Raw genomic sequence first — 23,604 nt, forward strand, 5'->3', positions numbered from 1 at the left:
CGATGGGTCCTCGGTCAGGAGGTCAGGAGGCAGGCGTCCCAGCGGGTCGCCGGTGCGGCGCCGGTGGCGGGGGCGAGCAGCGCGAGAGCGGTGCCGGCGGCGCCTTCCAGGAACCCGGGTCCGGCTGAGGTGAGCAGCTGTCGGGCTTGCGAGCCGGGGTCGGTACGGGGTGGGTGGGCGGTGTCCAGGAGCAGGGCGGCGGCGGAGCGCAGCCGGGCGGCGAGGCGTGGGGAGGCGTCGGCGGCGGCGCGGTGGGCGATGTGGGCGAGCCCGGCGAAGCCGTGGCAGGCGGACAGATCAGTGGTCGCGGCCAGCGACGGCGGGTCCAGCAGGGCGGCGGACAGGGCGTCCTCGGCGTTGTGACGGAGGCGCTGGTCGCCGAGGGCGAGGGCGGCGAGCTGCTGGGCGCGGGCGATTCCGGCGGTGCCGTAGCACCAGCTCGGCCGTTGCGGGGCCAGCGGTTCGCGGGCGCCGAGGGGCAGGTGCACGGGGGTGATCCAGTACGGCCAGGCGTGGTGGTCACGCCAGCGCTCCAGCCAGGCCAGGATCGTGCCGATCGCCGAGCGTTGGCCGTCCACCTCCACTCCGTGGCGCAGAGCCAGGGCGAGCAGGGCGAGAGGACCGGCGATCCCGTGCGCGAGGCCGTTGTTGGCGTGTCCTGCGGGGAATCGGTCGTCGGGTTTCCCGGACGGGCCGCTCGCGGTCCACCAGCCCGGCAGTAGCTCGCCGCCGCGCTTCACGTCTTCGGTGAGCCGGACGACGTAGGTCAGCACTGCGCGGATCGCGTTCCCGCGCGGCGCCCGGCGCAGCAGGACGGAGCCGAGGCCGGCCAGGCCGCGGATGGTGTCGAACTCCGCGAGGGTCGGGAGGTCGCCGCCATCGATCCGGGCGAACGCGGCCTCGCACCGGGCGAGAGCATCGGCTGTCACTACCTGGTCGAGTTGGTCGAGGGCTCGCTTGTAGGAGCCGGGTAGGGCCTGGGCTGCGCAGCCGAGGACGTGGGTGAGGGCGGGGGCGCCGTAGTAGAGGTGGCTTTCCGGCCCGCTGGTGACCTGGGCGCCGGTCGCGACCTCGAGCCAGGCACGGGCCGGTTCCCACGGGCCCCGTCCGGTGGCGGCGCGCTCGATGTGGAGCAGGGCGATGCCAGGGGCACCGGTGGCCAGGGACTGGCGCCACTGCGGACGCGAGGCCCAGCCGGTGGGCGCATCGTCGGGGGCGGCGAGCAGCTCGGCGATCCGGTCGGACAGGCGGAGGGCGGGGTGCGGGTTCACAGGTCGCCGTCCCGGGAAAGGCGGGCGCAGGCGGCGGCGCGGGCCAGGTGCAGGACCTGGGCCTCGTCGTCGAAGTCGATGCGGTGGGCGCGGGCGTAGGAGCAGTGCAGCAGCGAGCCGAGGACGTCGTCCGGCGAGACCCCCTGGGTGTGTGGGCCGGGGAAGAAGCGGCGGTAGGCGTCGAGGGTCCGGTGCCGTCCGGCCCAGGTGTCCACGATCGTGTCGCCTCCGGGCTCCGTGCGCAGCGCCGCGAAGCCGCCTGCGGGGTCGGCCAGGCGCACGGCCTCGCGGAAGACCGGCCGGGGTATGGCGGCTGGGGGTGTGGCGGGGACGTTGCGGATGAGCCAGTGGAGCCCGGCGGAGGGGGAGCCTGTGAAGCCTGCGGCGATGGCGACGGCGTGGGCGGTCAGCAGCGCCAGCCGCTCTGGCCGGGCGGGCTGGGACAGGTGGGCGAGGACGGCGGCGGAGTCGGCGCGGAAGACCTGCTCGGCCGCGGCCCAGGCGGGGCCCTCGCCCCAGCGGCCGGTCTCCGTGTACGAGGTGGGGTACACGACCTCCGACAGCAGTCCGGCCTGGTGCATCTCGGCGACCCAGGTGCTGATCACGGCGGCGGCGGGACCGAAGCCGTCCGGGCCGGGCAGGGCGATACGCAGCCGCAGGTGCTGGCGGGGGTCGCGGAACCGGACGAACCACCAGGCCGGATGCCTGAGCCGCGTGAGCAGGTCGGGCAAGTGCCGGGTGAGGACGGTGTTCTGGCGTTCCGGGTCGCCGTACAGCGAGGCGAGCAGTACCCGGGAAGTGCCCGGTGCGTCCCCGTGGCCGCGCCGCAGGATCCGCGCGGTGGTGGGCTTGGGCAGTCGCGGCCAGGCCGGGGCCCGGGTGGCGGTGACCGGGACGACGATCTCGTGAGCCCGGCCGCCGGCCCAACCCAGGTCCGTCGGAGAGGGGGTCTCCACGAGGACGGCGTGCGACGCGGAGTGGAGGTGGGAGCGCAGCAGGACGCGGTGGCCGGGGTGGTCCAGGTCGAGCGGCAGGCCTTGGCTGTCGGCGGCCAGCAGCATCCGACGCGGTGCCCGGCGCCGGTCCAGCAATGCGAGGAGCGCGTCCTCCCACTGTGCCGACGGCACACGTGGGGGCGGAAGCTCGGTGGCGGACAGCCGCCAGGTGGCCGGGGAGAGGATGATGCGGCCGTACCGCAGCCGGGGCCGGAACGGTAGGGAGGCCAGCGCGCCCCAGGAGAAGAGGGTGACCTGCGCGGCCTGGGCGCGGGAGAGTTCGGTGATCAGCCGGGCCATCGGCGCCGTGTGGATGCGCAGGTTCAGGGCGTGGGTGGCGCTCGCCTCGATCCGCACGCCGTGCGCGGGCGCGGCCAGGTACATCCGTCGGCCGTCGCAGCCGACTGCCAGGTCCTCCAGGCGGAGAACCCGGTCATCGGTGTCCGGGCGGTGTTCGGTGAGGCTGACGACGAGCTGTCCGGTCGCCGTGCTGCGGGCCACGTGCCCGGTCGCCGCGTCCAGCGGCGGGCAGGACAGCTGAGCGGTGACCGCGTGCTCGTCCATGCTCGGCAGGTTCGTCAGCACCTCGGTGAAGGCCGCGCGGTGCTGCGGGGCGAGGATATGAAGGAACCGGCCGGTCGACACCCCGGCCGCCCGGGCGACGGAGACGACCTCCAACCAGAAGCGACCCCGGTCCAGGGCCTGCGAGCTGCGGGCCCGGAGGCGGAAGACGATCTCCAGATGCGGAGGAAGACGCGGCCCCTCGGCGGGGCCGAGGTCGAGGGCGTCGAGAATCTGCTCGTCGAGGACGACCTCACGCTGCAAGTCGAGCGCCGCCCGCTGGGCGAGAGAGGCCAGGAGCTCGTCACGCTCGCCGAAGCGCGGGGCCTCGGCCGGTTGGGCGCCGGGGTACCCGTCGGGCCAGCCGATCCCGCTGTCCGCGACCATGTCCAGCAGCGGCACCAACGCGCCCCGGCCATACCGCTCGTAGAACCTCCGATGGTAGGAGCGCCACGCGGCAGCCCCGAACGGCAGGGCGCTGAGTCGGGTGAGCAGGCCGGCCGCCGTGGCGGCGTCGTCGGCGACGGTCCGGGGCAGCACGAGGTCGGTGTCCAGGCACACATCAACGGCCAGCACCGGTCGGTCCGCCATGGCAGGCCGACCGGCTGCTGCCATCGCCCGGGTGATCTCCGTACGGGCGGCGCGACTCGGCGCTTGAGCATGGCCGGCGATCCCGTCCTCGACGGCCCGCAGGTCGGCGAGCAGCCCGGCGGCCTCCGGCACTTGGCCGGCGCCGTCCTTCTCCAGCGCGGCGATCAGGTGACCGAGCGGGTCCGGTTCGGTGGCGGGAGCGTGGAGGCTGGTGATCAGGGCACGGCGGGCGACCAACTCGGCCAGCGCGTCCTCGATCCGCCAGTCGGCTGCGGTGGGGAACTCGGAGGCCAGCTTGTCGGCCATCGCCCGGAACAGGATCGGGCGATGGGCGAGGGCCAGGGCGAGCGCGACGGGGCGGGTGTGGCGCAGGCTCACCTCCGCCGTACCCGTGCCGCTCCCGGACCGGAAGAGTGGCTGATGCGGAATCACCAGGCGGTCGTCGCGCACGTGCGCGGTGGTGTTCGCGACCACCTCCAGCCGGGCGAGCACTGCCGGAGTCTGCTCCAACTGCCGGATCAGCTGGGCCACCCAGGCGGCTGAGGCCCGCGCGACGGTGTGGTGCTCGGCGCCCCAGCGCACCTCGGCGGCGGGTCCGAACCCGGCTGCCTGGACGCCGGCGAAGTGCCCGAACGGGGTCGGCCGAGAGGTCGCCCGCAACAGGTAGCGGGCGGTTGAGAGCGCGGCGCGACGGACCTCGCGCGGCGTCGGCTCTCCAGCGGAGAGCAGCTGCACGACCTGGCGGGCCAGGACTGGGCTGGCGAGCGCGAGCGCCTCGGTGAGGCCCTCGTCGGCCCACACCTCGCGCAGCCACCCGACCTGCCCGGGGACCAAGGCGCTACTGGCGGCAGTCAGATCAGGCCAGGCGGGAACGGGCAGATCGGGACGGGCGACAGCGCGGACGATTGCCACATCGGCGGCGAGATAGGAAGCCGGAGGAATGGAGCGGCGCATGGCTGACCTCGGTGGTGAATCGGATGACGGCAGTAGGTGTCGGTCGGTGCCGCCGGAACGAGCGCTCCTTCCGGCGGCACCGACCGGGTGGATCAGTGGAAGCCGGTGGTGCAGGCGCCGCAGGTCGAGCCGCAGCCGTCGTCGGTGAGCACCTCCAGGCTCGCCGCGTCGGTCCTCTCGACGGTGCTGACGTCGAGGTCGAACTCGTCGCCGATGACGACCGCCGTGGCGGCCTGGGGCCCGGCCGTGATCTTCTGGGCCATTGATGTTCCTCCTTCTTGGGTTTTCCTTGCGAGACCTGGGGCCGGGGCGCGGGGATGCGCCCCGCGTCACCAGGAGACGGTGAGGCGGCAGTGCCGCTCGTCGACGGTCGACTGCGCTGCGGGGGCCTGCTGTCCGTGGGGAGTGCCCGCGGCATGGCTTTCCGTGTACGGGGCGGTGGGGCACGCCGTGGACCACCGCGAGGGGAAGCCGGGGCTGAGCGCGGATCGCGGTTCACCCAGCGCACGCAGTATCAGCCGCTCGCCCGAGAAGCCGGTGCGCCCGTGCAGCATGCGGTGGTTGTCCAGCACGACGCCCTGCCCGGGGGCCAGGTGAAGCCGCAGGAGGTTCCGGTCGATGGCCTGGCACAGAGGGGGCAGGTGTGCCTCGGCGTCCGGCGAGAACCGGGCGAGGTCGTCCCGCCGCAGGCGCAGCCGCCAGCGGCCCGCGGGCAGCTGCTGGAGGACCGGGGCGAAGTGGCCGCCTGATCCACCGAAGTAGGCGGCCTGCTCGGCGGAGAGCGCCTCGATAGCGGCGGGGTGGTGCGCGGCCAGCTCGGCGAGGACGGCCTGGCCGTCCACCAGTAGGCTCTCGCCGCCCGTGTCACCGGCGCGTGTGCACGCTAGCAGGAGCAGACGGGGAGGATCGGGGTGCTGCGCGCACTCGGTGTGCACGGCCAAGGCGCCGCGCCCGAGGCCGGCGAAGCCCGGCCTCCCCGCGTGGCGGCCGGTGTCGCGGATGGCGGTCAACCCGTCCGGGTCGGCATCCCGGTGCCGCCACAGCGAGGACATCAAGCGGCCGACCGCCAGGAGAACGTCGTCGCGCCCGCCCAGCCCGGCCAGTCGCAGCAGCCCGTGCTCGCGCAGCACCGATTCGGCTCGCTCGCGCGTGGCTCCGACCAGCGCGCTCGCGGTGAACTCCTCGCCGCTCGTGGCGGCGGTGTCGTACGACGGCATGGTGAATCTCCCTCGTGGGGCCGAGTGGGCGGGAGGCGACACACTCTCCACGCCCCACCGTCCTCGTGGAAAGTGACAGATTGTCAAAGCGCGATCACCTGCCGGTGGGGCGTCGCCGCGCCGCGCGACTGCTACCTTCGACAGGCCCGTGCCCGCCTGCGCGCCCCGGAAGAAGCGATGACCGGACAGACAGAACAGCCCTACGTGCCAACGGCTTTCCCGATCTCCATCAAGGGCGTCGTGCTCGACCCGCAGCAGCGGGTACTGCTGCTGAAGAACGAGCGCCAGGAGTGGGAGCTGCCCGGCGGGAAGCTGGAGGGGACGGAGACACCCGAGGAGCGGGTGGTCACGGAGATCCACGAGGAGAGCGGCTGGACGGCGAGTGCCGGGCCGCTGCTGGACGTGTGGATGTACGAGCCGATTCCCGGCCGTAAGGTCTTCATCGTCACCTACGGCTGCACCGCCGCCGACGCACACCAGGCTCCGGTCGTCAGCCACGAGCACAAGGAAGCCGGCCTCTTCCACCGCGACGAGGTGCCCGGCCTGGTCATGCCGCAGGGCTACAAGGACTCCATCGCCCGCTGGTACGAGCTGCACGACCAGGCCTGATCCGTGGCCCGGGTCGACCCCCACGGCGGAATCCGCTGGCACTGGACCACGCCCAGGGCCCAGGACATCCTGCGCCGCCGCGCCCTGCCCGAGATCCTCCAGTTCCACCGAGAGATCCATGGCCTGCCGCAACAGGAACTCGCCGACCTCCTCGGCTACTCCACCAGCTACGTCTCCCGCATCGAGACCGGCTCGCGCACGATCACCGACATCGGCGCCCTGCGCCACCTCGCCGAACGCCTCGGCCTCCCGCCGCACTGCCTCGGAATCACCGACGACACCGACGCAGACCACCAACTCGTGATCCAGCTCGCCGACTCCGTACTGCGCCTGGCCAGGACCGCCCGTCAGGCCGGTCACGCCACCACCGCCGTCGCGGAGCTGTGGCCGCTGGTCGCCCGTCTGGAGGCCCGCACCGCCGACGGCCACGCCGACCTCGACACCCTGCGCCTGCTCGCCCGCTCCCGCGTCGGCCTCGGCGTCGCCCTCGGTCACGTGCTCCCGGAGGAACGCCTGGCCACCGCGGCCCGCTGGACCGGCAAGGGCCTCAGCGTCGCCCGACGCCTGGGCGATCCCGCCCTGCACGCCCACGCGCTGCGCCACCATGGCAACGAGCTGCGCAAATCCGGCTTGCACCTTCGCGCGCTGGATCGGCTCGGGCAGGCCCGCGACGCGGCCCGCACCGCCACCGAACGCGCTGAGGCGGTCGTCCTGCTGGCACGAGCGGCCGGAGCCGCCGGGAACGCCACCGTTTTCGACAAGGCAGTCGAGGACGGCCACCGACTCTTGGGCGAAACGGCCCCCACCGCGCTGTTCTCCGAGTTCACCCTCCACGAGGTCCGCCTTCGCGGTCTCATGGGTACCGGTCGGGTCGCGGAAGCCGTCCAGCAGCTCGATCAGGCACCGGCCGCCGGACTCGCGGCGACGTCCCAGTGGCGGATCATTGCGGCTATCACCGCCGGTGAGGTACTTCTGCGACGAGGAGACGCGACCGGAGCAGCGCAGCAGCTGACCGCCGCGGTCGACGGGGCGACCCTTCACCGTCTGCCTCACCAGCTTCAGCGCGTCGTGCGGGCCAGCCACCGGTTGTCCGAGGTGCGGGAGCAGGCGGACGACGCTCTTGCGCGGCTGAGGGCCGAGATAGCGGCCTAAAGCTCGGAGCGGGCTACCGACCCTGCCGGCGAAGCTCTTGACCTGCTCCGTCACGGTGTCGACGCCCCACTGCCCGGGGACCTTGCGGCCGACCGATTCGAGCACCTCGTTCTCCTTCGCGCAGTCGTGTGCGGGCAGGACGCGGCCAGGGCGGCCACTCCCCATGCGGAGTGGCCGTACAGTGGTGCTCCAGCGCGGTGCGAGCCACGGTCAGCCCAACGCCCGGGTGGATAGGGAACGGGACGGAACCAGCCCACGCCTTGGGGGCGTACGGCCCGCACCGGGTCCGCACGGGACGCCGGGCGGAGTCCGGGGACGCCGTCAGGCGATCTCGCTGGGCACCTCGAGGTCGGCGTGCACGACCTTGCCTCGCGCCCACAGCTGGACACCCCACTTGGCCTTCGTGAGGCGGTGGACCAGGTCCAGCCCCCGTCCGGACTCAGCCGAGGGGCCGGCGTCGATGCGCACGGGCATCGACGCGGAGCCGTCGGAGACCAGCAGACGCACAATCCCCGCGGCGGGGCGGCGCACGGCCACGACCATGAACGTCTGGCAGCCCGTCTTCGCCGCGTTGCCCACCAGCTCCGAGATGATCAGCTCGGCGTCCTCGACCAAGGCCTCCAAGCCCCACTCGGTGAGCTTGACGTTGACCAGGCGCCGGGCGGCACGTGCCGACTGAGGGGTGTACGGCAGCCGCAGGGTCGCCGGGGCCGGCCGGGCGCCCAGGGGCGCCTCCAGATCCTGCTGTGACCGTTCGAGGGTGGTGGTCATCGCCGGTCCCGTCGGCGGTGCGGCACAGGACGGATCAGCATCCGGAGTTCCTGGGGTCGGTGCCGTGTCCCGCCGCGCGACGAGAGACGAACAGACCGGCGGCCGACGACGAGAGCTCGCGCCGTCGCCAGCGGTCGCCCGCCGAGCGGCGCGGCGGCACGGTGCCGACCGGGGTGGCCGCGGTGGCCGGGTGGGCGGCGGCGAGGAAGGCGCCGCGCTCCCGCAGGATGTCGGCGAGCCGGTCGAAGGCGGTCGCGTGCTCGTCGTCGTGGACCATGCCGCGGGTCCAAGTGAGGACCCCGGCGGCCTTGTGATCCGCCAGGGCATCGGTGACGGCCTGCCAGCCGGGCCGGGCGGTGAGGGGCCGCGCGGGCACCGCATGCTGCGGAGGAGCGTGTTCAGTCATCTCTATACGTCTTCCTCGTAGTCCTCCGTCACCGGAGGTCGGAGCGAATCGGCTGTCGTGCGTCCGTGATGAGCCAGCGAGTTAGCCGGCAACGCTCGGACGGATTCATGCCGGCGGGGACGCGAGCACCTCGCCTCTGACGATCCGGGGCGGAGCCGCTGTTGGAGGGGTAGGGCAGAGAAGGCGCGCGGCCGCAGACACGAAGCAGGCACGGCGCACATGCCGGAGCCGTACGGCGGGAGCAGCCCCACGGAGCCTGTCGGTGGCCCTCAGGAACTCCTCGCACTGGGCGAGAGCGTCTCCGGCGATTCCGACGTCGGCCGAGCGGGCCCTTGTGGCCCGGACCTCGCGGCAGATGTCGGCCAGCTCCCCAGGAGCGGCGTCGTCAAGTGGACCGGGTCCGGTCCACCACGTGAGTTCCGCAGCCAAGTAGACCAGCGCCCGTACGAGAACTGGGGATATCCGTCGAGCGTCGAAGGCACCGGCCACCTCGCTGTCGAAGACAGGACAGCTGATGCCATGTTCGGTGGTTGCGTGGCTATACCTCTCCGAGGTCGACGGTGGACCGGGCAGGCGCTGGCCCGTGCGCGACCTGTTGCCGTTCCAGCTGCCGGTTGACGAGCAGGCCCAACAGGAGGAGGAGCAGGAGGTTGCCGGCCAGCCAGCTGGTTTCGAGCACAGCGCTCAGGTGATGGGGATGGGCATCGCTCTGCCGCGGACCTCCTCCCGATCCCCGCCTTCCGATCTCCGTGTGGCCGGAGTTGCTGGGCGCGACGATGGCGCTGCTCAGGGCGGGCGATCTCATAGTGAGCCTCTGCGGATGGGCGGAGTTGATCAGCTCGACCGCTGCTGCGCGTCGAGCTTTCGGGGCATCAGAATGCCCGTGGTGAGGAGGACATGATCAGGTCTGAGGTGGACGTCTTGGGACGTCCTCGGTATCGTCCGAGGACCTCAGTACGTCCCAAGACGTCCCACTCGGGAGCGCTATGGCGAACGAACGCCTTCGGTCGGCTCTGGTCATCCGTGGAGTCACCGAGAAGGAGCTGGCCGAGCACTGCGGCGTGGACGCCAAAACGGTGGAGCGCTGGATCCTCAAGAACCGCGAACCCTACCGCCGGCACCGCCAAGCTACGTCGGCCAGGCTGCAGATTGACGAGGACTACCTCTGGCCGGACGCGAAGTCCGAGGGACAGCGCCTCGACGAGGCCGATGCCGAGATCGTCCACGTGTATCCTCACCGGTCGTCCGTACCTCCGGATCTGTGGCTGCAGTTCGCCGAGCGGGCCACCACCGAGATCGGGGTCCTCGTCCACGCCGGCGTGCACCTCGCGGAGAATCCCAGGTGGCACCGGACACTAATGGACCGGGCGAGGTCGGGAGTTCGGATCCGCGTGCTGTTGGGTGATCCGGACAGCCCCGAGATCGCGCGAAGGGGCCAGGAGGAGGAGATCGGCGAAGGCGTCGCGTACAAGGTGCGCGAGGTCATGAAGCTCTACCGCCCGCTCTACGGGACGCCGGGCATCGAGTTCCGGGCGCACTGCTCCACGCTGCACAACTCTCTCTACAGATTCGACGACGACATCCTCGTCAACACCCAGGTCTACGGGGTGAGCGCCCCGCTGACGCCGGTGCTTCACCTGAGGCGGGTCGCCGGCGCCCAGCTGGTCTTGACCTACCAGCACAGCTTCGAAATGGTCTGGACCAGCGCAGTTCCCCTACCGAGGCAGGCATCGTGAGCCGTACCGACTACTTCGACGACCCGCGCGCCCCGAAGGCCCAGCGGATCGTTCCCGCCGTGACCGCCTTCGTTGTCAGCGCCCAGGGCGAACTCCTGCTGGAGCGGCGCTCCGACAACGGCCGGTGGGGGATGCCTGGCGGCGTCCTGGAGATCGGCGAGGACCTTTCCGGCGCAGTCGTTCGCGAAGTGCGGGAGGAGACCGGAATCGACGTCGAGGTGACCGGGCTCGTCGGCACCTACAGCGACCCGGGGCACGTGATCGAGTTCTCCGACGGGGAGGTGCGCCAGGAGTTCTCGCTGTGCTTCCGGGCGAGGCCTGTCGGCGGTGAACTCAGCGCGAGCACCGAATCCTTCGAGGTTCGCTGGGTGTCGCGGGAGGAGTTGGAGTCCCTGGACATCGCGCCGACGACCAGGCTCCGGCTCGGACACGGCTTTCTGAACGAGGTTGCCCCGCATATCGGTTGATCACGACCGGTCGGACTCGGCGATCCGCTTCTTCGTCCGCTCGACCATGGCCAGCAAGGCGGGCCGGGCAGTCGACACGGCTCGATGGACGACGTGGGTGGGGCCGTACCGTCGGAGGACTTCGTCCAGCCTGGAGACGGGGTCGACCTCGGTGCCGTCCGGGCCGCTGGTGAGGTCGCAGTAGGTGATCGCGTCCAGTAGCTCGGACGGCGGCCTGAGGAATTTCGCGAGCTCGGCGGACAAGCCGAGCTCGGAAGCCTCCCACTCCGAGGAGGAGTGGTAGGCAACGAGTGAACAGACTGTCGGATCGACGCCGAGGCGGTCGAGGAACCGGGCGCCGTCGATCATGTGCTGACCGGTGTCTACGGCGGCCCGGGCGTAGCCGACATCATGGAGGACCGCGGCAACCGAGAGTAGCTCGGTGTCCGCTCCAAGCACCGGTGCGAGACGTCTGGCCTGTTCCAGGACCTGACAGGAGTGCGCCCAGCGCGAAGGCAACTGCGTGAGAAGCGATTCGGCGACCCGACAGGCGGTGCTCAGCTTCATCGCCCCAGGCTAAGGGACGATCCGATCGCAACAGCGGTTCGCTATCTCCTGGCGGTGCGCGGGCGACGGCCTGCCTCCGTGGGGTGGATTCAGATGGCGGCTGCGAGGGGCGTCGTGGTCAGTTCGCTGATCCTCTCGGCGGTCTTGAGGGTGTGGTAAGTCAGGGGGCCGGAACCTCCGGCCAGCACCGGTGAGGTCAACCAGCTCGGCCTCACTCAGTGCAGTTGGAGGACAGCACCGGGCAGGCAGTGGGGATTCCGTTCACGGCCGAGCAGGTGGAGCGGTTGACCATGAGGGAGCCGATGCAGCCGGCGGGAGCAGCGCTGCTTCAGCTGGCGTGGCAGCACCGCGACGTGCTCCTGAACATGGGTGGCTGAGCGGGGCTGCCGCAACGACGGTGAGCGCTGACACTTCGCCTTGGCCACCGACGACTCGTCGGTGCACGCCCGCTTCCGCCTCGAATGGCGCTTCTGCGCCGCCGCCCGCGAGGGCGAACGCCTCCACCCCGCGCCCGACCGGCACAGCTACACCCGCATCGCTTGAGCGCGGCCGAGCAAGCGGAGGGGGTTCGCGTTGGTGATCGAATAGCGGCGTTTTGGCAGATCAGCCCCGGTATTCCCCTTCTGTCGTGACACTTGGTCAACTTTGGCGCGGGGCCTTACAGTGCGCGGCATGAATCTCCGCACCAAGAAGACGCTGGGTGTCCTGCTCAGAGGCGCGATCGTCCTCGCCTGCTCGACCCTTTTCGGCCTGGCCAGAGGCGGGCACTTTGGGGTCAATCCGCTCTTCTTCGTCTTCGTGGCTTTGTTCTTGGCGATCGCCGGGTACACGTGGTGGTGGTACGGCGACTCCCCCAAGGCGGTGGCTGTGCGGGCGAAGGTGGAGGCCAAGAAGGCTGCCCGGCAGCAGTTGAGCTGACCACCCCGGTCTCCTCGGGTTCGACGGAGGCAGATGGGTCAGTGGAACCACGTTTCACTCTTGATCGAGACTGTCAGGCCCCATAGCGCTTCCGCTCCACCCCACAGCGGACGAAGGAGGCCAGGTGAGCCTGGTGCGGCCCAGCCAGCAGATGCGGTCCCTCGGCGTGATTCAGCAGGGCACTCCGATCCTCCACCGGTCAGCCGAGCCGTTCGACCTGCCGACGGAGGCCGCAGCCGCTCAGGCGGTCATTGACGAGCTGTTCGGCGCCATCGACCGGATCGGCCGCGTCCACTCCTTCGCCAAGGGCATGGGCATCGCAGCCCCGCAGATCGGCATCCCGCGCGCCGGCGCCATCGTGCTGCCCCCGACGGCCGGAGCTGAGCCGATCATCCTGCTCAACCCGAAGGTGACGGCCGTCTCCGACGAGACGGACGAGCAGTACGAGGGCTGCCTCAGCTTCTTCGACGTGCGCGGCATGGTGCCCCGACCGCTGCGGATGGATGTCACCGCCACCGCCTTGGACGGTGCCGTCACCACCGTGACCTACGAGTTCGGCCTGGCCAGGCTCATCGCCCACGAGATCGACCACCTGGGCGGACTGCTTTACACCGACCGCATGCGTCAGGGCGTGCACCCGATCCCGGTCGAGGAGTACCGCGGCACCGGGACGTCCTGGACGTACTGACACGACCGCACGGTCCGTAGACCCGAAGCGCAGAGATCACCGGCAACCTGCCGCACCCCTCGACGAACCCCAACGCCGTCGAAGACGACTCCCTCTGAGCCGGTAGTCACTCGACCATGACTGACAGTGGCGTGGACGCAAGTACTGTGACAACCGTCTGTCTGCTCACGTGTCGGTGGGTTTGTCATCCTTCGTGGCCGACTGCATCTCCGCGGCGAGCACCGGAACCTGGGCCAGGTGATGGTCTGGAGCAGCCACGCGGAGAGAGACCAGATGCTGTGCCCGTGGTGCAGTCCGTTGCCGTACACGCCAACGGGGAAAGCCTCGGGCCCCTGGAAGCCGTCCCTGCCGCCGCCGAGCCACGAGTCGGTGTTGTACCGGCACTCTACGCCGATGGTTCCGTCCAAGCTCCGTAGCGCCTCGTCGTCGGACTGGCCGCGCCAGAGGTCGATCTCGGCCGTCCAGTCCTCGCCGTCCCGGGTCACGCTGACCTCGATGTGCGCGTCCGTGCCCGGGACATCGAAGCTCTGGTGGTCCTCCAAGGTTCCCTCGTCAAAGGTGACGCCGGGGACCATGGCCAAGGCCGTCATGAAGTCTTCCTCGAACTCGTAGCTCTCGTCGAAGGCCCTTTCCAAGAGCATGGCGGCGGCGTCGGTGTCGGCCGACATCTCGCTGATGACCCCGTCGGAGAACTCGAAGGTGAGGTTGGCGCGCACCAGGACGTTGCCGATCGTGGCGACCCGCATTTCAAGGTCATCGGCTTGTGGCACCTGCTGGAGAGTGGCTTCTCCGGTCGCCAGGAAGAACACCACCGCGTCGACGATCTCCGGATGCGCGGTTCCAGGATCTGTCGGATCGACCCAGCCGTTGGTCGGCGCATCCTCGGGCACTTCATCTACCTGCACACGGACGACCCCGATGCCGGCCAGAGCGACGAGCTCGGTTACTTCGGCCCCGTACACGCTCGCGGTGCCGTCGTCCCGGTCCTCGAGCTTGGCGGCGTAGGCGGCCTCCAGACCGCTGATACGGCCGATGTCGAGTGCGTCCTGATCGGTCTGGTCAATGGGGAGGCGCTCGGTCAGGTAGCGAATGATCGCGGTGCGCGCGTGGCCGTCGTCGACCTTGAAGTCGAACAGTGTCGATCGCAGCTGGGCCAGGGATCGCAGGTTGGGTACGGGCTTGCCCCATGCCTCGCACGCGGCTTGAACGTCTCCGTCGCTGGTGACGATGAGGATCTCGTCCGGTTCGGCCAGGTCGAAGACGTCGCGGAGCCAGGCGCTGTCGCTTGCCCCCGTCTTGGTCGCCTTGTCTCCCTCGCCCTTCGTTTTTGCCGGGCGCCGTAGGAGCACCTGGTCCTTCAGCCCCTCAACCGCGCTACGGCCAGTGAGCGCGATGACCTTCACACCCGGGATCTTCGAAAGGTTGGTGAGCACTGCGGCGATCACATCGTCGCGGGTGGGGTAGCCGAGCGGTGCAGGTACCTCCAGGCCGGCACTCTCAAGCCGCCCCCGCTCCTTGCGGGCCGCGTTCTTCATGACCTCCCAGTCGCGAACCAGGTGTTCTGCCCACTCCCAGGCGACGGGTTCCGGCACCCAGGTCTCGACACCCATCGCGGCGAGGCGCTGCGCCCAGCGCGCGAGCCGGTCCAGGTCGGGTCGTGCGTGCCCGTAGGCGTTCGCGTCGAGTACTACTGCCTTGAGCTTCTCGCGCTCGGCAGGTGTGAGGCGAAGCTGTGCTTCGTCGTCCGGTCGCGGTCGGGGGGTGCGTGCCATGCCGGGATTCTTCCAGGGCGACGTGGCTGTGCGGTCCGATCAGTCAAGATCACCCTCCCGCAGCCCGGCCGCCAGCGCCGTCGGCACGATGGGTAAGGTGGAACGGAGTGACCGGCTCTGACCAGGGGAAACGGGTCGATCCTGGAACCCTGGAACGGGACGCGGAGCGGGTGTCGCAGAGCAACTGGGGCCGCGAAGACAGATGGTCCTTGCGTCATTCCGGCGGGAGAGTCGGATCATCCTGCGGCGACGTAGGCGTCGGCCGCGAGCTCGACCGTTCGGTTGGTCATGCCGAGTTGCCGTTGGACGACGCGAATGCTGTGGCCCGCGTGAGCCGGTGGTCCAGCAGGCATGGATCACGGCTGACCCCCGCCGGTGCGGGGAGGACGGCACCACCGTGCGTCTCCAGGACGAGATCCGCGGCTGACCCCCGCGGGTGCGGGGAGGACTCGACCACGTCGGCGATGCCGGAGGCAACGTTCGGAGCTGAAGGCTCCGACAAGCGCGACCACGTCGCCGTTGCCACCGAACGGCAGGGCCGGTCCACCGGGCACGGCGACGGCTTGGCGGACCCGTCGCCCGGAACTGGACCACTCGTCAGACGCATCCCCCTCTGCGGCACCGTCTCCTGGTGTCGCCGCCGTCGAGAGGAATCGCCCGCCATGACCGGACTCGGACCCGTCGTCTGGCCACCTGAGCCGATCAGGACCGAGCGTCTCGTGCTCCGTGAGCCCGAGGCCCGGGACCGTGCGGTGTTCATCGAGCTGCTCGCCTCGCAGGAGGCGCACACCTACCTCGGCGGCCCCCGGCCGCGTGACGAGCTCGAGCGTGAGATGCCCGAGGTGCCCGAGCGGTGGCCGGGGAGTTTCGTCGTCGAGCTCGACGGGTCGATGATCGGCCAGATCCTGCTCAGGAGGGCGCCGGAGCACCATCGCCCGGCCGCCGCGGGGAAGGCCGATCTCGGCTACCTGTTCCTGCCGCGGGCGTGGGGGGTCGGGTACGCCGCCGAGGCGTGCGCGGCGGCACTCGACTGGCTCGCCGATGTCCTTCCCGGTGAGCCGGTGGTGCTCGCCACCCAGACCGCCAACGTCGGCTCGATGCGCCTCGCGGCGAAGCTGGGGTTCACCGAGGTGGAGCGGTACCAGGCCTGGGGCGCTGAGCAGTGGCTCGGCGTTCGGTCCCCGGTCACGCCGTCCGGTTGATCTCGTACTCGACAGCGCGGATCCGCGAGGCCACCGACAACAGGTCGCCGGCCTCGGCCGCCGCCGCTTGACCTCGTGGAGCACGAGCGCCCGCCGCCAACGAGCGACGTGCCGGCGAGCGGAGATCCGCGAGCAGGCGCTGCAAGCTGGAGTCCTCGGAGCCGGGTCCACTCACGCCGAGAACCTGTCAGTCAGGGATCCGGCAGGGGAGGACCCGGTGGCCACGGCATTCCTCGAGCGTGGACTCCGGTTTCTCCTCGGTCTCCTTCAGCTCCTCACTCAACGCAGCCGATCACGCCCGGCATCGGGCTCCCGCAGCTGAGCCATGCCTGCCTTGAGCCGGTCCCGCTCTGCGCGCAGGATTCTGAGCTCTGCCGTGGCCAGTTCCAGGTCGGCCGCCAGTGATTCGGCCGAGGCGTCCGTTCGAGCCCACCTCCGCCTCGCGTTGTGTAGCCCCGCTCTGCTTCTGCGGCGACGGCAGGGGTGACGGCGCAAGCGGCGGCAAGGCACCCCGTACGCCGATGGCGGTGGCGCCCCTGTCCCCCCGCGCGACGCCACCGCCCCGTCCGGCTTCCGCCAGGCGGTCGGCTCAGTGCGGGGCTCCCCCGTGACCGCCGTCGATGAAGGGTCGCTGACCTGCTAATATTCTTCTTGTCGCGAGGGAGATGATTCCTCGTCAGGCGTCAGCGGTGCTACCAGAGCACGTCCTACTTTCAGTAGGAAGAGTCTGTGCGACCCGGGCCTGGCGCTCCACTGAGGCGAGGCCCAGTACCCACCCGGGTACCGGGCCTCGTCTGCGTTCGTGGGCGGTCCGCAGGTCGGAGGAACGACGGCTGCCGGCGGCCGGCTTCCGTGAGAGTGCGCCCACGTCCGGACCTTCGTCAGCTTGGCGTTCAGCCTTCGTCGTCTTCGTAGCGGAACGGTTCGATCGTCCAGGCCAGGCCAGGCTCGTCCCGATAGGCCGCGCAGCCGGGCTGCAGGTCCGCAGTCCCAGAGACGGAGGCGTCCTCCTCCACCAGGCACGCCAGGCAGTACACACCACTGGTATCCGGGAGGTTCGGATCGTTGATACCGTCCCCGATCAGCCAGTCGCCCTCGCCCTCGCCCTCGCCCTCGCTGTCGTGGACGACCACGAGCGCGGGTAGGCGTCCTTCCGCGACAGTCCGTTGGACCACTGCGCCGAGATCACGCGGAACCGGCCGTCGGGCGGGTTGCCGAACCCGTATCGGGTGGGTTCTGCTCGCGTGGAGCGATGCCTGTCCGCTCACACTGGAGCCTGGACAAGGGGGTACCTGGTGAACGATGTTCCGGATCTTGGGCCCATGCCCCAGCGGGTCGCCGTCAGTGCCGAACAGGCGGGGCGGCTGGTGGCCGAGCAGTTCCCGCAGTGGGCCGCACTGCCGGTGACGGCTGTGGAGAACGGCGGCTGGGACAACCGGACCTTCCGCTTGGGCGACAGCATGCTGCTCCGCCTGCCCAGCGCGGAGGAGTACGCCCTGGCCGTGGAGAAGGAGCACCGTTGGCTGCCCGAGCTGGCACCCGCTCTCCCGTTGCCGATCCCGGTGCCGCTGGCGAAGGGGAGTCCTGGTGCGGCCTACCCGTTCGCGTGGTCGGTCTACGGGTGGATCGACGGCACGCCCGCGACGTTCGGGTCGGTCGCCGATCCGATCCGCTTCGCCGGGGACCTGGCCGACTTCGTCACTGCGTTGCGGAACGTCGACGCCTCGGAAGGGCCACAGCCCGGCAAGCACAACTGGTTCCGTGGAGCGACGCTGCGGACCTACGAGGCGCTGGCGCTCGGTGCGCTGGACGAGCTGCGCGGCCACATCGACGTCGCGCCGGCACATGAGTTGTGGACTCAGGCACTCGAAGCGCGGTGGGACGGGGCCGACGTCTGGTTCCACGGCGACCTCGCCCAGGGCAACCTGCTCCTTCAGGACGGACGGCTCGCCGCCGTCATCGACTTCGGTACGTGCGGCGTGGGGGACCCTGCTTGCGACCTCGCGATCGCGTGGACCTTGCTCTCGGCCGACGGCCGCGACGTGTTCCGGGAGCGGCTGGGCGTCGACGACGCGACGTGGGCGCGCGGACGCGGATGGGCGCTGTGGAAGACGCTCGTCTCGTGCGCCGACAGCCTGGGCGAGGACGGCGCCGACGCCCGTGACGCGCGACGCGTACTCTCGGGGATCCTCACCGATCGAGGCTGAGTCAGCCGGACGCGGTGGTGAGCCGGTGGATCTGGACGGTGACCAGGTCGGTGTCCGGGCCGTGGGCGATGATGCCGACCGACAGCCGCCGGTCCGTGCGTCGGGGGCTCCTTGCCGGGGTGGAACGGTCAATGGCGCGGACACGGCGCGCGACAGCTGCCGCTAGCTGTCGCGCGTGGGCAGCTCCGAGAGCGCGGTGTCCCGCATGATGCGCTCGACTGTGTCGCGGAGGGTGCTGTCGCCGCCGATGACGGTCTCGATGCCGCCCGGCAGAACGTCGTGCTCGCGGTACCAGTCGCGCAGTTCCCGCTCAGTGACGGCGGCCAGGTACTCGCGATCGGCCTTCGAGGCGTGCCGCAGGAACGTCTCGTCGATCGGGATGTCGAGGTAGTAGCAGCAGGTGACGCCGAGATGGTCGGCCACCAGGCGCGTGAGCATCTCGCCGTAGTGGTCGGCGTACAGGATGCCTTCGATGACGACGTGGTAGCCGGCGTTCAGCGCGTACCGTGCGACGGTGTCGATCAGTCCGATGTTCGCGCCGCCGGGCTGGTCCCGCTCGCGCAGCACGATCCGGCGGAGGTTGTCCTGCGCGACGACGGCCAGGCCCCGGCCGAACCGCTCCCGGATTCCCGCCGCCACCGACGACTTACCCGACGCCGAGTTCCCCCGGACGACCACGAGCCGAGTCTCCGGGCTCCCCGCAGGCGTCCCGGCCGTCGGGTGGCTCGCGGTGCTCATGCCGGTCGGCCGACGGCGGACGGCGAGCGGTCAGCGGTGATCTGTGCGAGCGCGTCAGGTTCGAACAGTGCGTCCAGTCCGTCCGGGCTCTCGCGGCCGGTATCGATGTCCATGGAAATGCCCCCTTGATCGGCGACCTCCGAAAGGCGTTCTCCAGAGCCCGCGGTGGCCGTGGATGAGCCGGGCCGCACCCCGGCAGGCTACCGGCAGTCCCACTCCTCGCTGGGCAGTGAGTGCCAGAGGTCGAGCCAGCCGTGCAGCAGGAAGAGCGGCCGGGTCAGGTTGACGTCGCCCGCACGCTGGGCGCGGATCGCGAGGCCGAGGTCGGGGAAGACCGGGTCGGCGGCGGGGCTGTACAGCAGCCGGCCGTGCGCCGTGCGGTGGACGAGCCAGTCCTCCACCCGGGACGGTGCGCAGCCGGTCAGCGGGGTGCCGTCCAGTCGTACCTGGGGGCCGGTGAGGGCGTTCACGGCCACGCACTCCAGGCGGTCCGTCCGGAAGAGAGCCCTGACTCCGGCGGTGCGGAAGTCGGCGTAGCCGAGATGGCGCTCGTCGCTGCCGGGGTCGTAGTAGGAGGAGACGGATCCCTCTTCGCCGAGGGCGGCGGTGATCTCGTCCAGGGTCATGCCGAAGTGCAGCGGTCCGACGCCGACGTACGGCGTGAACGTCCACTCGTGGCGTTCCTCGTCTCTGGCGATCCGCCACGGGCCCCGGTGCCCCGGGTCACTCCCCTGGACGGCGGTGGGCGGTTCGGGTGCCGGCTCGTGCGGGGCCGCCGGCTCCGGTGCCGGTGCCGTCCAGTCAGGGTGCCAGCGGCCGGGCGGTTCCAGGGCGGCGGTGTCCTCTGGTTGCTCGGCCAGCCAACGGGTCGCCTGCTCCTGGCCGTCGCCGAACGGGTTCTCGGCCAGCGCGTATGCCCGGCCCGCCGCCGCGCGGTGATCCTCCTCCGTGGCGGTGAGGGCCGTGGTGTCCTCACCCCAGGCCTCCAGCCGCTCCCGCGCGATCCACCGGTAGTACGAGTCCGCGCTCCGGGCCAGGACGTCGCGGACGACGGGCGCGTACCGCGGGACCGACGCGGCGAGGGCGGGGTCTGCCAGCAGCAGGGCGGTGGCCGCTATGGCGGCCTCCCTCACCAGAGGGTCACCGTCCTCGCAGAAGACCGCGACCCGGGTGAGGAGCGTCGGCCGTGCGGCACGGGCGGCGGCCAGGTCCCGCGGTGCGCCGGCACCGTCCACGGCGTCGAGGCGGGCGACATCGGCGAACGAGGCCAGCCAGTTCAGCAGTTCCGCGCGCAGCGGCCGCCGGCCGGCTCGCCGTTCCCACCGGCCCCCGGCGAGCGTGCGCGGATCGTCGAGCAGCGCGGCGACGACCAGCGCTGCCGGGGCGGTCGCCGGGAACACGCGCTCATGGTGGAGGAGCAGCCGGTACAGGTCCCAGACCGCGCGGGCCCGGCGGGTGTGATCGGCGTCGAGTAGCCGGGCGAGGATGTCCGGTGTGTCGGGCACGTTGTGCAGGCCGGTGCAGACGTGCGGCAGCTCGCTCCACGCGGTGGCGGTGAGCTCGGCCAGGGCCTGGGGCGGCAGGAACACCGTGGGACTGCCGGGAGCGTCGACGGCTGCTTCGTTGACCACGGCCGCAGTGTTCCAGCAGCCTCCGACACTCGTGGGAGGTCGACGCGGCCGAGGGGACAGCTCCTGAGGGTCAGCCCACGTCGGAACGGTTCGGGGAACGATCTCCGACGGACCGGGAAGCGACCTTCGCCGGTCGGAACCGTCCCCGCTCAGCGCCACCCTCTGAACGGCCCGGACCACCGCGCCGATCGAACGCACGCTCCTGAGAAGTGAGTGTCCGTCACACCCGTTGATACGAAGAGCCCCTGCCCCCGTGAGCGGCGTGGTACGTTCCGTAACCCAACCGAAAACAGTTGACCCCGGCAGCGCGCCAACGCTCCGGGGTCCGGCACAGGAGCTCCCACTCCCAATGCGGATCCATCGTACCGCCCACGCGCGCAACTTCACCGTGCTGCCCAACACCCTGCTGCAGGACCGCCGGCTGGGCTTCACCGCCCGCGGCCTCCTCGCGGACCTCCTCTCCCGCCCTGACGGCTGGCGCGAGGACGGCCGGCACATGGCGGACACCAGCCCCCAAGGACGCGGGGCGATCCGCAAAGCCCTCAAGGAGCTGACCCAGGCCGGGTACTACCGGGTCGACGTCGTCCGCATGCCCGACGGCACCATCCGCTCCGAGACCCACGTCTACGACACCCCGCAGCTCGGGCCGCCGCCGGGTGTCCCCCGTCCGGCGTCCGGTACGGCGGAGACCGGCGCCACGGACACCCCTGTAAAGGACCGGTACCAAGAACCCTCCCACCCCACCGGAGCCGAACCGGCCGACGACCCCGGTCGGCCCGGCCGGCGGGATCGGCCCGATCGGCCCGATCGGCCCGATCGGCCCGATCGGCGGGAGGCGAACCCCGACAGCGACCGACGACCGTCCACACCACCCGACGAACAGACCCGCGAGGCGATCGCGACCCTGTTCCGGGTGATCCGACCGGAACCACGCCTACGCCTCGGCGAGACCGAAGCGAAGGAACTCGCCCCGCTCGTCACCCAATGGCTCCAGCGCGGCGCCACCACCGCCGAACTGGCCCAGGCACTCCTACCCGGCCTGCCGACCCCCGTGCACTCACCGGCCGGTGTCCTCCGCCACCGCCTGCAGCACAAACTGCCGCCCGACCGGCCCCCGCACCAGCCGTCCGGACAGCCCCGGCCCCGCTACACCGAGTGCGCCACCTGCCACGACCCCGTCCCGCGCCCCGGCATCTGCGCCGCGTGCGCAGGCCTCGGCGGACGACACGCCACGTCGGACGGCGAAACCGGCACCGCAGCCGTGGCATCCGCCGGAGCCGCCCGCGTCCGGGCAGCCCTACGCACCGCCCGAACGACACTGCTCCCACGACAGCCCGCCGGATCAGGCCTCACACCGCCGCTACGCCCCGTCTGAAGGGCCGACCCGCGACCGTCCGACGGCGATCGGAGGCGCCACTCCTCGCGGTAGTCGACGCGATCGACGTGTCGGCGTGATCTGCGTGGAGGGACGCAAGCAGGCGGACAGCCGTCGGCGTGCTCCGTCAGGTGCTCAGCTCGGTATGGACGGACGCGCTCAGTCTCCGTCCGGTGCGATCGTGTTCCATGCGACGATCCGGGGATGGCGAACCTTGACGCTTCTTCTCCGGAGCGCCGTGTGAACAGTGGTGGGCCGCGTGGAACGGCGCAGGGCCTGCGCAACTCTGCCCTGGCCTTGCTGGGGGCGCTGCTCGACCGGTCGCTGGTGCAGATCGCCGACGCCGCCGCCGACGCCCAGTGCTTCGACCGGGAGACGATCCGCGCGGCGGCGGACGTGTGGGACAACAACACCTTCCCGCTGTTCCGGGCGGCGACGGCCGGCACGCGCAGCGGGCGCGAGCGTCGAGCGAGGGCGGCGTTGGAATGGATGGCCGACCTCGGTGAGGAACGACGTGCCTGGATGAGCGAGCAGGCCACGGCCGCAGGGCAGTCGTTGGACGGGCTCCTCGCGCCCCGGAAGCCGTCCGCGCCGCGCCGGGACTATCGGGGACTGGTGATGGCCCCGGTGATGCCGCTGACCGCGCACACCGCGCAGAGCCTGGCCGCCGACTACGACCTGCCCTCGGCCCAGGTCCGCCATCTGCAGGTCGAGCGGGTCGGCAGCAGCCGTCTCGTCGGCCGACTCGAACTGGCCGTCACCCGTTCCTACCCCGTCGACGACGGCACCTCGCCCGAGACCGCGACGCTGGCCGTACGGCTGCGTGACCTCACCGAGGTCCGCTTCGACTCGCAGGACGCCCGGGGCGCCGTCCTGCGAGCGCGAGCGGACGGGGTGTCCATCGCCCTGGGGGATCGAGGGACACTTCGCGCGGCGACGGCCGACCTGCACCCAGACGACGACCACTGGCACCTGTCCTCCGCCGGGCGCCGGGCCGACGCGACCACACCGCCCCGCGACACCCGGCCCGCCCGCGTCCTCCCCGCGCAGAAGGGGGACCTGAGCGTCGACGCCCTGGCCGCGGCGACCGTCCTGCACCGCGCCATGCTGCAGGTCCGCTTGGGGAGTAGTGCCGGGTACGCGGGCCAGGTCCCGGTCCGCGAGTTCACCCGGGCCTTCACCGGAGCCGGCGAGGCGATCCTCGCCGCAGGTGATCACTACCTGCCCCACCGGCGGGAAGCGGCTTTCCGCCACCTGGTCGAGACCTGGGTCCGACGTGGCGGACCGGCCCTCGCGTCCTGGTTCACCGGCGTGCTGACGGACACCGGCCACCGACCGGACCTCCTCACCGGCCTCCGTGACGAGGACCGACCGCACCCGACCGTCGGCACACCGCAGAAGCCCGCCGCGAACCCCGACGCGAAGCCTGCGGCGGCCTTTGGCCCGATCGAGGTCGAACTCCGGATGGCCTCCTACACCTCGGCACACACACGCTACGGCGCGGACCACGACGCCTCCGCCCTCGTGCACCTGGCCGTGCCGCCGTACCCCCGGAACGCCGAGGACGACCCGTGGCGGCTGCGCGCCATGCACGCCGCCAACCCCGCTCGCTTCAAGCTGCGGACAGAGGCGTTCCACGGAACCAGCGGGCCCCCCGTCGCGGTCGACGACAATGCGGTTCGCCGCGTCGTCCTGCACGACGGAGCCCTCGACATCACACGTGGGGAAGGCTGAAACACCACGTGCCGCAAGTCCCGCCACTGTCACGACCCACGAACCGGTCCTTCGGGAAGCACT

General features: G+C 71.2%; 23 protein-coding genes. 12 read left to right on the top strand and 11 right to left on the bottom strand.

The genetic code is table 11. The annotated features are described in order from the left end of the window. Positions 1-14 precede the first annotated feature (14 nt). The 4 genes from IE332_RS31275 to IE332_RS31290 all read right to left on the bottom strand — a co-directional run bounded on the left by IE332_RS31275 (position 15) and on the right by IE332_RS31290 (position 5,589). Positions 15-1,271 (bottom strand): lanthionine synthetase C family protein, encoded by a 1,257-nt coding sequence (locus IE332_RS31275; RefSeq protein WP_189923018.1) that lies wholly within the window; start codon positions 1,269-1,271, stop codon positions 15-17. Next, complete coding sequence (locus IE332_RS31280) at positions 1,268-4,252, bottom strand: lantibiotic dehydratase (RefSeq protein WP_308437627.1); 2,985 nt, start codon at positions 4,250-4,252, stop codon at positions 1,268-1,270. The genes IE332_RS31275 and IE332_RS31280 overlap by 4 nt, the downstream gene beginning before the upstream one ends. Before the next feature lie 212 nt (positions 4,253-4,464). After that, positions 4,465-4,635: an FxLD family lanthipeptide gene (locus IE332_RS31285; protein WP_189923022.1), complete on the bottom strand. Its 171-nt coding sequence runs from the start codon at positions 4,633-4,635 to the stop codon at positions 4,465-4,467. A gap of 66 nt (positions 4,636-4,701) precedes the next feature. Further along, the gene (locus IE332_RS31290; RefSeq protein ID WP_189923032.1) at positions 4,702-5,589 is read right to left on the bottom strand and encodes a TauD/TfdA family dioxygenase; all 888 of its coding nucleotides are present in this window, start codon (positions 5,587-5,589) and stop codon (positions 4,702-4,704) included. 177 nt (positions 5,590-5,766) lie between these two features. Here IE332_RS31290 and IE332_RS31295 point away from each other — a divergent pair, with 177 nt between their 5' ends. Continuing rightward, entirely contained in the window at positions 5,767-6,198 is a 432-nt protein-coding gene (locus tag IE332_RS31295; RefSeq protein WP_189923034.1) for an NUDIX hydrolase, read from the top strand. A gap of 3 nt (positions 6,199-6,201) precedes the next feature. Further along, the gene (locus IE332_RS31300; RefSeq protein WP_229929066.1) at positions 6,202-7,350 is read left to right on the top strand and encodes a helix-turn-helix domain-containing protein; all 1,149 of its coding nucleotides are present in this window, start codon (positions 6,202-6,204) and stop codon (positions 7,348-7,350) included. 321 nt (positions 7,351-7,671) lie between these two features. Here the strand turns inward: IE332_RS31300 and IE332_RS31305 are convergent, their stop codons facing one another. Continuing rightward, positions 7,672-8,121 carry an ATP-binding protein gene (locus IE332_RS31305; protein ID WP_189923037.1) on the bottom strand — a complete coding sequence of 150 codons (450 nt, stop codon included), beginning with the start codon at positions 8,119-8,121 and terminating at the stop codon, positions 7,672-7,674. A 34-nt stretch (positions 8,122-8,155) separates the two neighbouring features. Further along, positions 8,156-8,527, bottom strand: a complete 372-nt coding sequence (locus IE332_RS31310; protein ID WP_189923039.1) for a hypothetical protein — start codon at positions 8,525-8,527, stop codon at positions 8,156-8,158. A 986-nt stretch (positions 8,528-9,513) separates the two neighbouring features. Between IE332_RS31310 and IE332_RS31315 the strand changes: the two genes are divergently transcribed. Both IE332_RS31315 and IE332_RS31320 read left to right on the top strand, forming a co-directional pair. Further along, the gene (locus IE332_RS31315; RefSeq protein ID WP_189923041.1) at positions 9,514-10,263 is read left to right on the top strand and encodes a helix-turn-helix domain-containing protein; all 750 of its coding nucleotides are present in this window, start codon (positions 9,514-9,516) and stop codon (positions 10,261-10,263) included. Beyond that, positions 10,260-10,730, top strand: a complete 471-nt coding sequence (locus tag IE332_RS31320) for an NUDIX hydrolase (RefSeq protein ID WP_189923043.1) — start codon at positions 10,260-10,262, stop codon at positions 10,728-10,730. Before IE332_RS31315 ends, IE332_RS31320 begins: the two co-directional genes overlap by 4 nt. Here IE332_RS31320 and IE332_RS31325 read toward each other — a convergent pair whose 3' ends face one another. After that, the gene (locus IE332_RS31325; RefSeq protein ID WP_189923045.1) at positions 10,731-11,276 is read right to left on the bottom strand and encodes an HD domain-containing protein; all 546 of its coding nucleotides are present in this window, start codon (positions 11,274-11,276) and stop codon (positions 10,731-10,733) included. A gap of 224 nt (positions 11,277-11,500) precedes the next feature. Here IE332_RS31325 and IE332_RS31330 point away from each other — a divergent pair, with 224 nt between their 5' ends. The 4 genes from IE332_RS31330 to IE332_RS31340 all read left to right on the top strand — a co-directional run bounded on the left by IE332_RS31330 (position 11,501) and on the right by IE332_RS31340 (position 12,882). Further along, the gene (locus tag IE332_RS31330) at positions 11,501-11,653 is read left to right on the top strand and encodes a hypothetical protein (protein ID WP_189923047.1); all 153 of its coding nucleotides are present in this window, start codon (positions 11,501-11,503) and stop codon (positions 11,651-11,653) included. Positions 11,654-11,693: 40 nt separating this feature from the next. Beyond that, positions 11,694-11,819, top strand: coding sequence for a hypothetical protein (locus tag IE332_RS42040; protein WP_268256648.1), 126 nt, complete (start codon positions 11,694-11,696; stop codon positions 11,817-11,819). A 129-nt stretch (positions 11,820-11,948) separates the two neighbouring features. Further along, complete coding sequence (locus IE332_RS31335) at positions 11,949-12,194, top strand: hypothetical protein (protein ID WP_189923049.1); 246 nt, start codon at positions 11,949-11,951, stop codon at positions 12,192-12,194. A gap of 124 nt (positions 12,195-12,318) precedes the next feature. Then, the gene (locus IE332_RS31340; RefSeq protein WP_189923051.1) at positions 12,319-12,882 is read left to right on the top strand and encodes a peptide deformylase; all 564 of its coding nucleotides are present in this window, start codon (positions 12,319-12,321) and stop codon (positions 12,880-12,882) included. Here IE332_RS31340 and IE332_RS31345 read toward each other — a convergent pair. Beyond that, complete coding sequence (locus IE332_RS31345) at positions 12,819-14,654, bottom strand: hypothetical protein (protein WP_189923053.1); 1,836 nt, start codon at positions 14,652-14,654, stop codon at positions 12,819-12,821. The two genes, IE332_RS31340 and IE332_RS31345, sit on opposite strands and share 64 nt — an antisense overlap. 662 nt (positions 14,655-15,316) lie before the next feature. On the opposite strand from IE332_RS31345, the gene IE332_RS31350 reads away from it, so the two are divergent. Then, positions 15,317-15,856 carry a GNAT family N-acetyltransferase gene (locus IE332_RS31350; RefSeq protein WP_189923055.1) on the top strand — a complete coding sequence of 180 codons (540 nt, stop codon included), beginning with the start codon at positions 15,317-15,319 and terminating at the stop codon, positions 15,854-15,856. 893 nt (positions 15,857-16,749) lie between these two features. Here the strand turns inward: IE332_RS31350 and IE332_RS31355 are convergent. Beyond that, on the bottom strand, positions 16,750-16,989 hold the full coding sequence (locus tag IE332_RS31355; protein WP_189923057.1) for a hypothetical protein: 240 nt from the start codon (positions 16,987-16,989) through the stop codon (positions 16,750-16,752). A 162-nt stretch (positions 16,990-17,151) separates the two neighbouring features. Between IE332_RS31355 and IE332_RS31360 the strand changes: the two genes are divergently transcribed. Then, positions 17,152-18,063, top strand: coding sequence for an aminoglycoside phosphotransferase family protein (locus IE332_RS31360; protein ID WP_229929067.1), 912 nt, complete (start codon positions 17,152-17,154; stop codon positions 18,061-18,063). Between the two features lie 162 nt (positions 18,064-18,225). Here the strand turns inward: IE332_RS31360 and IE332_RS31365 are convergent, their stop codons facing one another. Further along, entirely contained in the window at positions 18,226-18,801 is a 576-nt protein-coding gene (locus IE332_RS31365; protein ID WP_189923059.1) for an AAA family ATPase, read from the bottom strand. Positions 18,802-19,001: 200 nt separating this feature from the next. Continuing rightward, positions 19,002-20,432, bottom strand: a complete 1,431-nt coding sequence (locus IE332_RS31370; protein ID WP_229929068.1) for a hypothetical protein — start codon at positions 20,430-20,432, stop codon at positions 19,002-19,004. Between the two features lie 349 nt (positions 20,433-20,781). Between IE332_RS31370 and IE332_RS31375 the strand changes: the two genes are divergently transcribed. Then, on the top strand, positions 20,782-21,807 hold the full coding sequence (locus IE332_RS31375) for a hypothetical protein (protein ID WP_189923062.1): 1,026 nt from the start codon (positions 20,782-20,784) through the stop codon (positions 21,805-21,807). A 204-nt stretch (positions 21,808-22,011) separates the two neighbouring features. Further along, complete coding sequence (locus IE332_RS31380) at positions 22,012-23,541, top strand: serine/threonine-protein kinase (protein WP_189923064.1); 1,530 nt, start codon at positions 22,012-22,014, stop codon at positions 23,539-23,541. Positions 23,542-23,604 lie beyond the last annotated feature (63 nt).

This window comes from Kitasatospora xanthocidica (genome assembly GCF_014656195.1).
In the GTDB taxonomy this organism is placed as follows: Bacteria; Actinomycetota; Actinomycetes; order Streptomycetales; family Streptomycetaceae; genus Kitasatospora; species Kitasatospora xanthocidica.

Coding starts and splice junctions, on each gene's coding strand:
- IE332_RS31285 (WP_189923022.1), bottom strand. CDS start 4,635: ATGGCCCAGAAGATCACGGCCGGGCCCCAGGCCGCCACGGCGGTCGTC.
- IE332_RS31290 (WP_189923032.1), bottom strand. CDS start 5,589: ATGCCGTCGTACGACACCGCCGCCACGAGCGGCGAGGAGTTCACCGCG.
- IE332_RS31295 (WP_189923034.1), top strand. CDS start 5,767: ATGACCGGACAGACAGAACAGCCCTACGTGCCAACGGCTTTCCCGATC.
- IE332_RS31305 (WP_189923037.1), bottom strand. CDS start 8,121: ATGACCACCACCCTCGAACGGTCACAGCAGGATCTGGAGGCGCCCCTG.
- IE332_RS31310 (WP_189923039.1), bottom strand. CDS start 8,527: ATGACTGAACACGCTCCTCCGCAGCATGCGGTGCCCGCGCGGCCCCTC.
- IE332_RS31315 (WP_189923041.1), top strand. CDS start 9,514: ATGGCGAACGAACGCCTTCGGTCGGCTCTGGTCATCCGTGGAGTCACC.
- IE332_RS31325 (WP_189923045.1), bottom strand. CDS start 11,276: ATGAAGCTGAGCACCGCCTGTCGGGTCGCCGAATCGCTTCTCACGCAG.
- IE332_RS31335 (WP_189923049.1), top strand. CDS start 11,949: ATGAATCTCCGCACCAAGAAGACGCTGGGTGTCCTGCTCAGAGGCGCG.
- IE332_RS31345 (WP_189923053.1), bottom strand. CDS start 14,654: ATGGCACGCACCCCCCGACCGCGACCGGACGACGAAGCACAGCTTCGC.
- IE332_RS31350 (WP_189923055.1), top strand. CDS start 15,317: ATGACCGGACTCGGACCCGTCGTCTGGCCACCTGAGCCGATCAGGACC.
- IE332_RS31365 (WP_189923059.1), bottom strand. CDS start 18,801: ATGAGCACCGCGAGCCACCCGACGGCCGGGACGCCTGCGGGGAGCCCG.
- IE332_RS31375 (WP_189923062.1), top strand. CDS start 20,782: ATGCGGATCCATCGTACCGCCCACGCGCGCAACTTCACCGTGCTGCCC.
- IE332_RS31380 (WP_189923064.1), top strand. CDS start 22,012: ATGGCGAACCTTGACGCTTCTTCTCCGGAGCGCCGTGTGAACAGTGGT.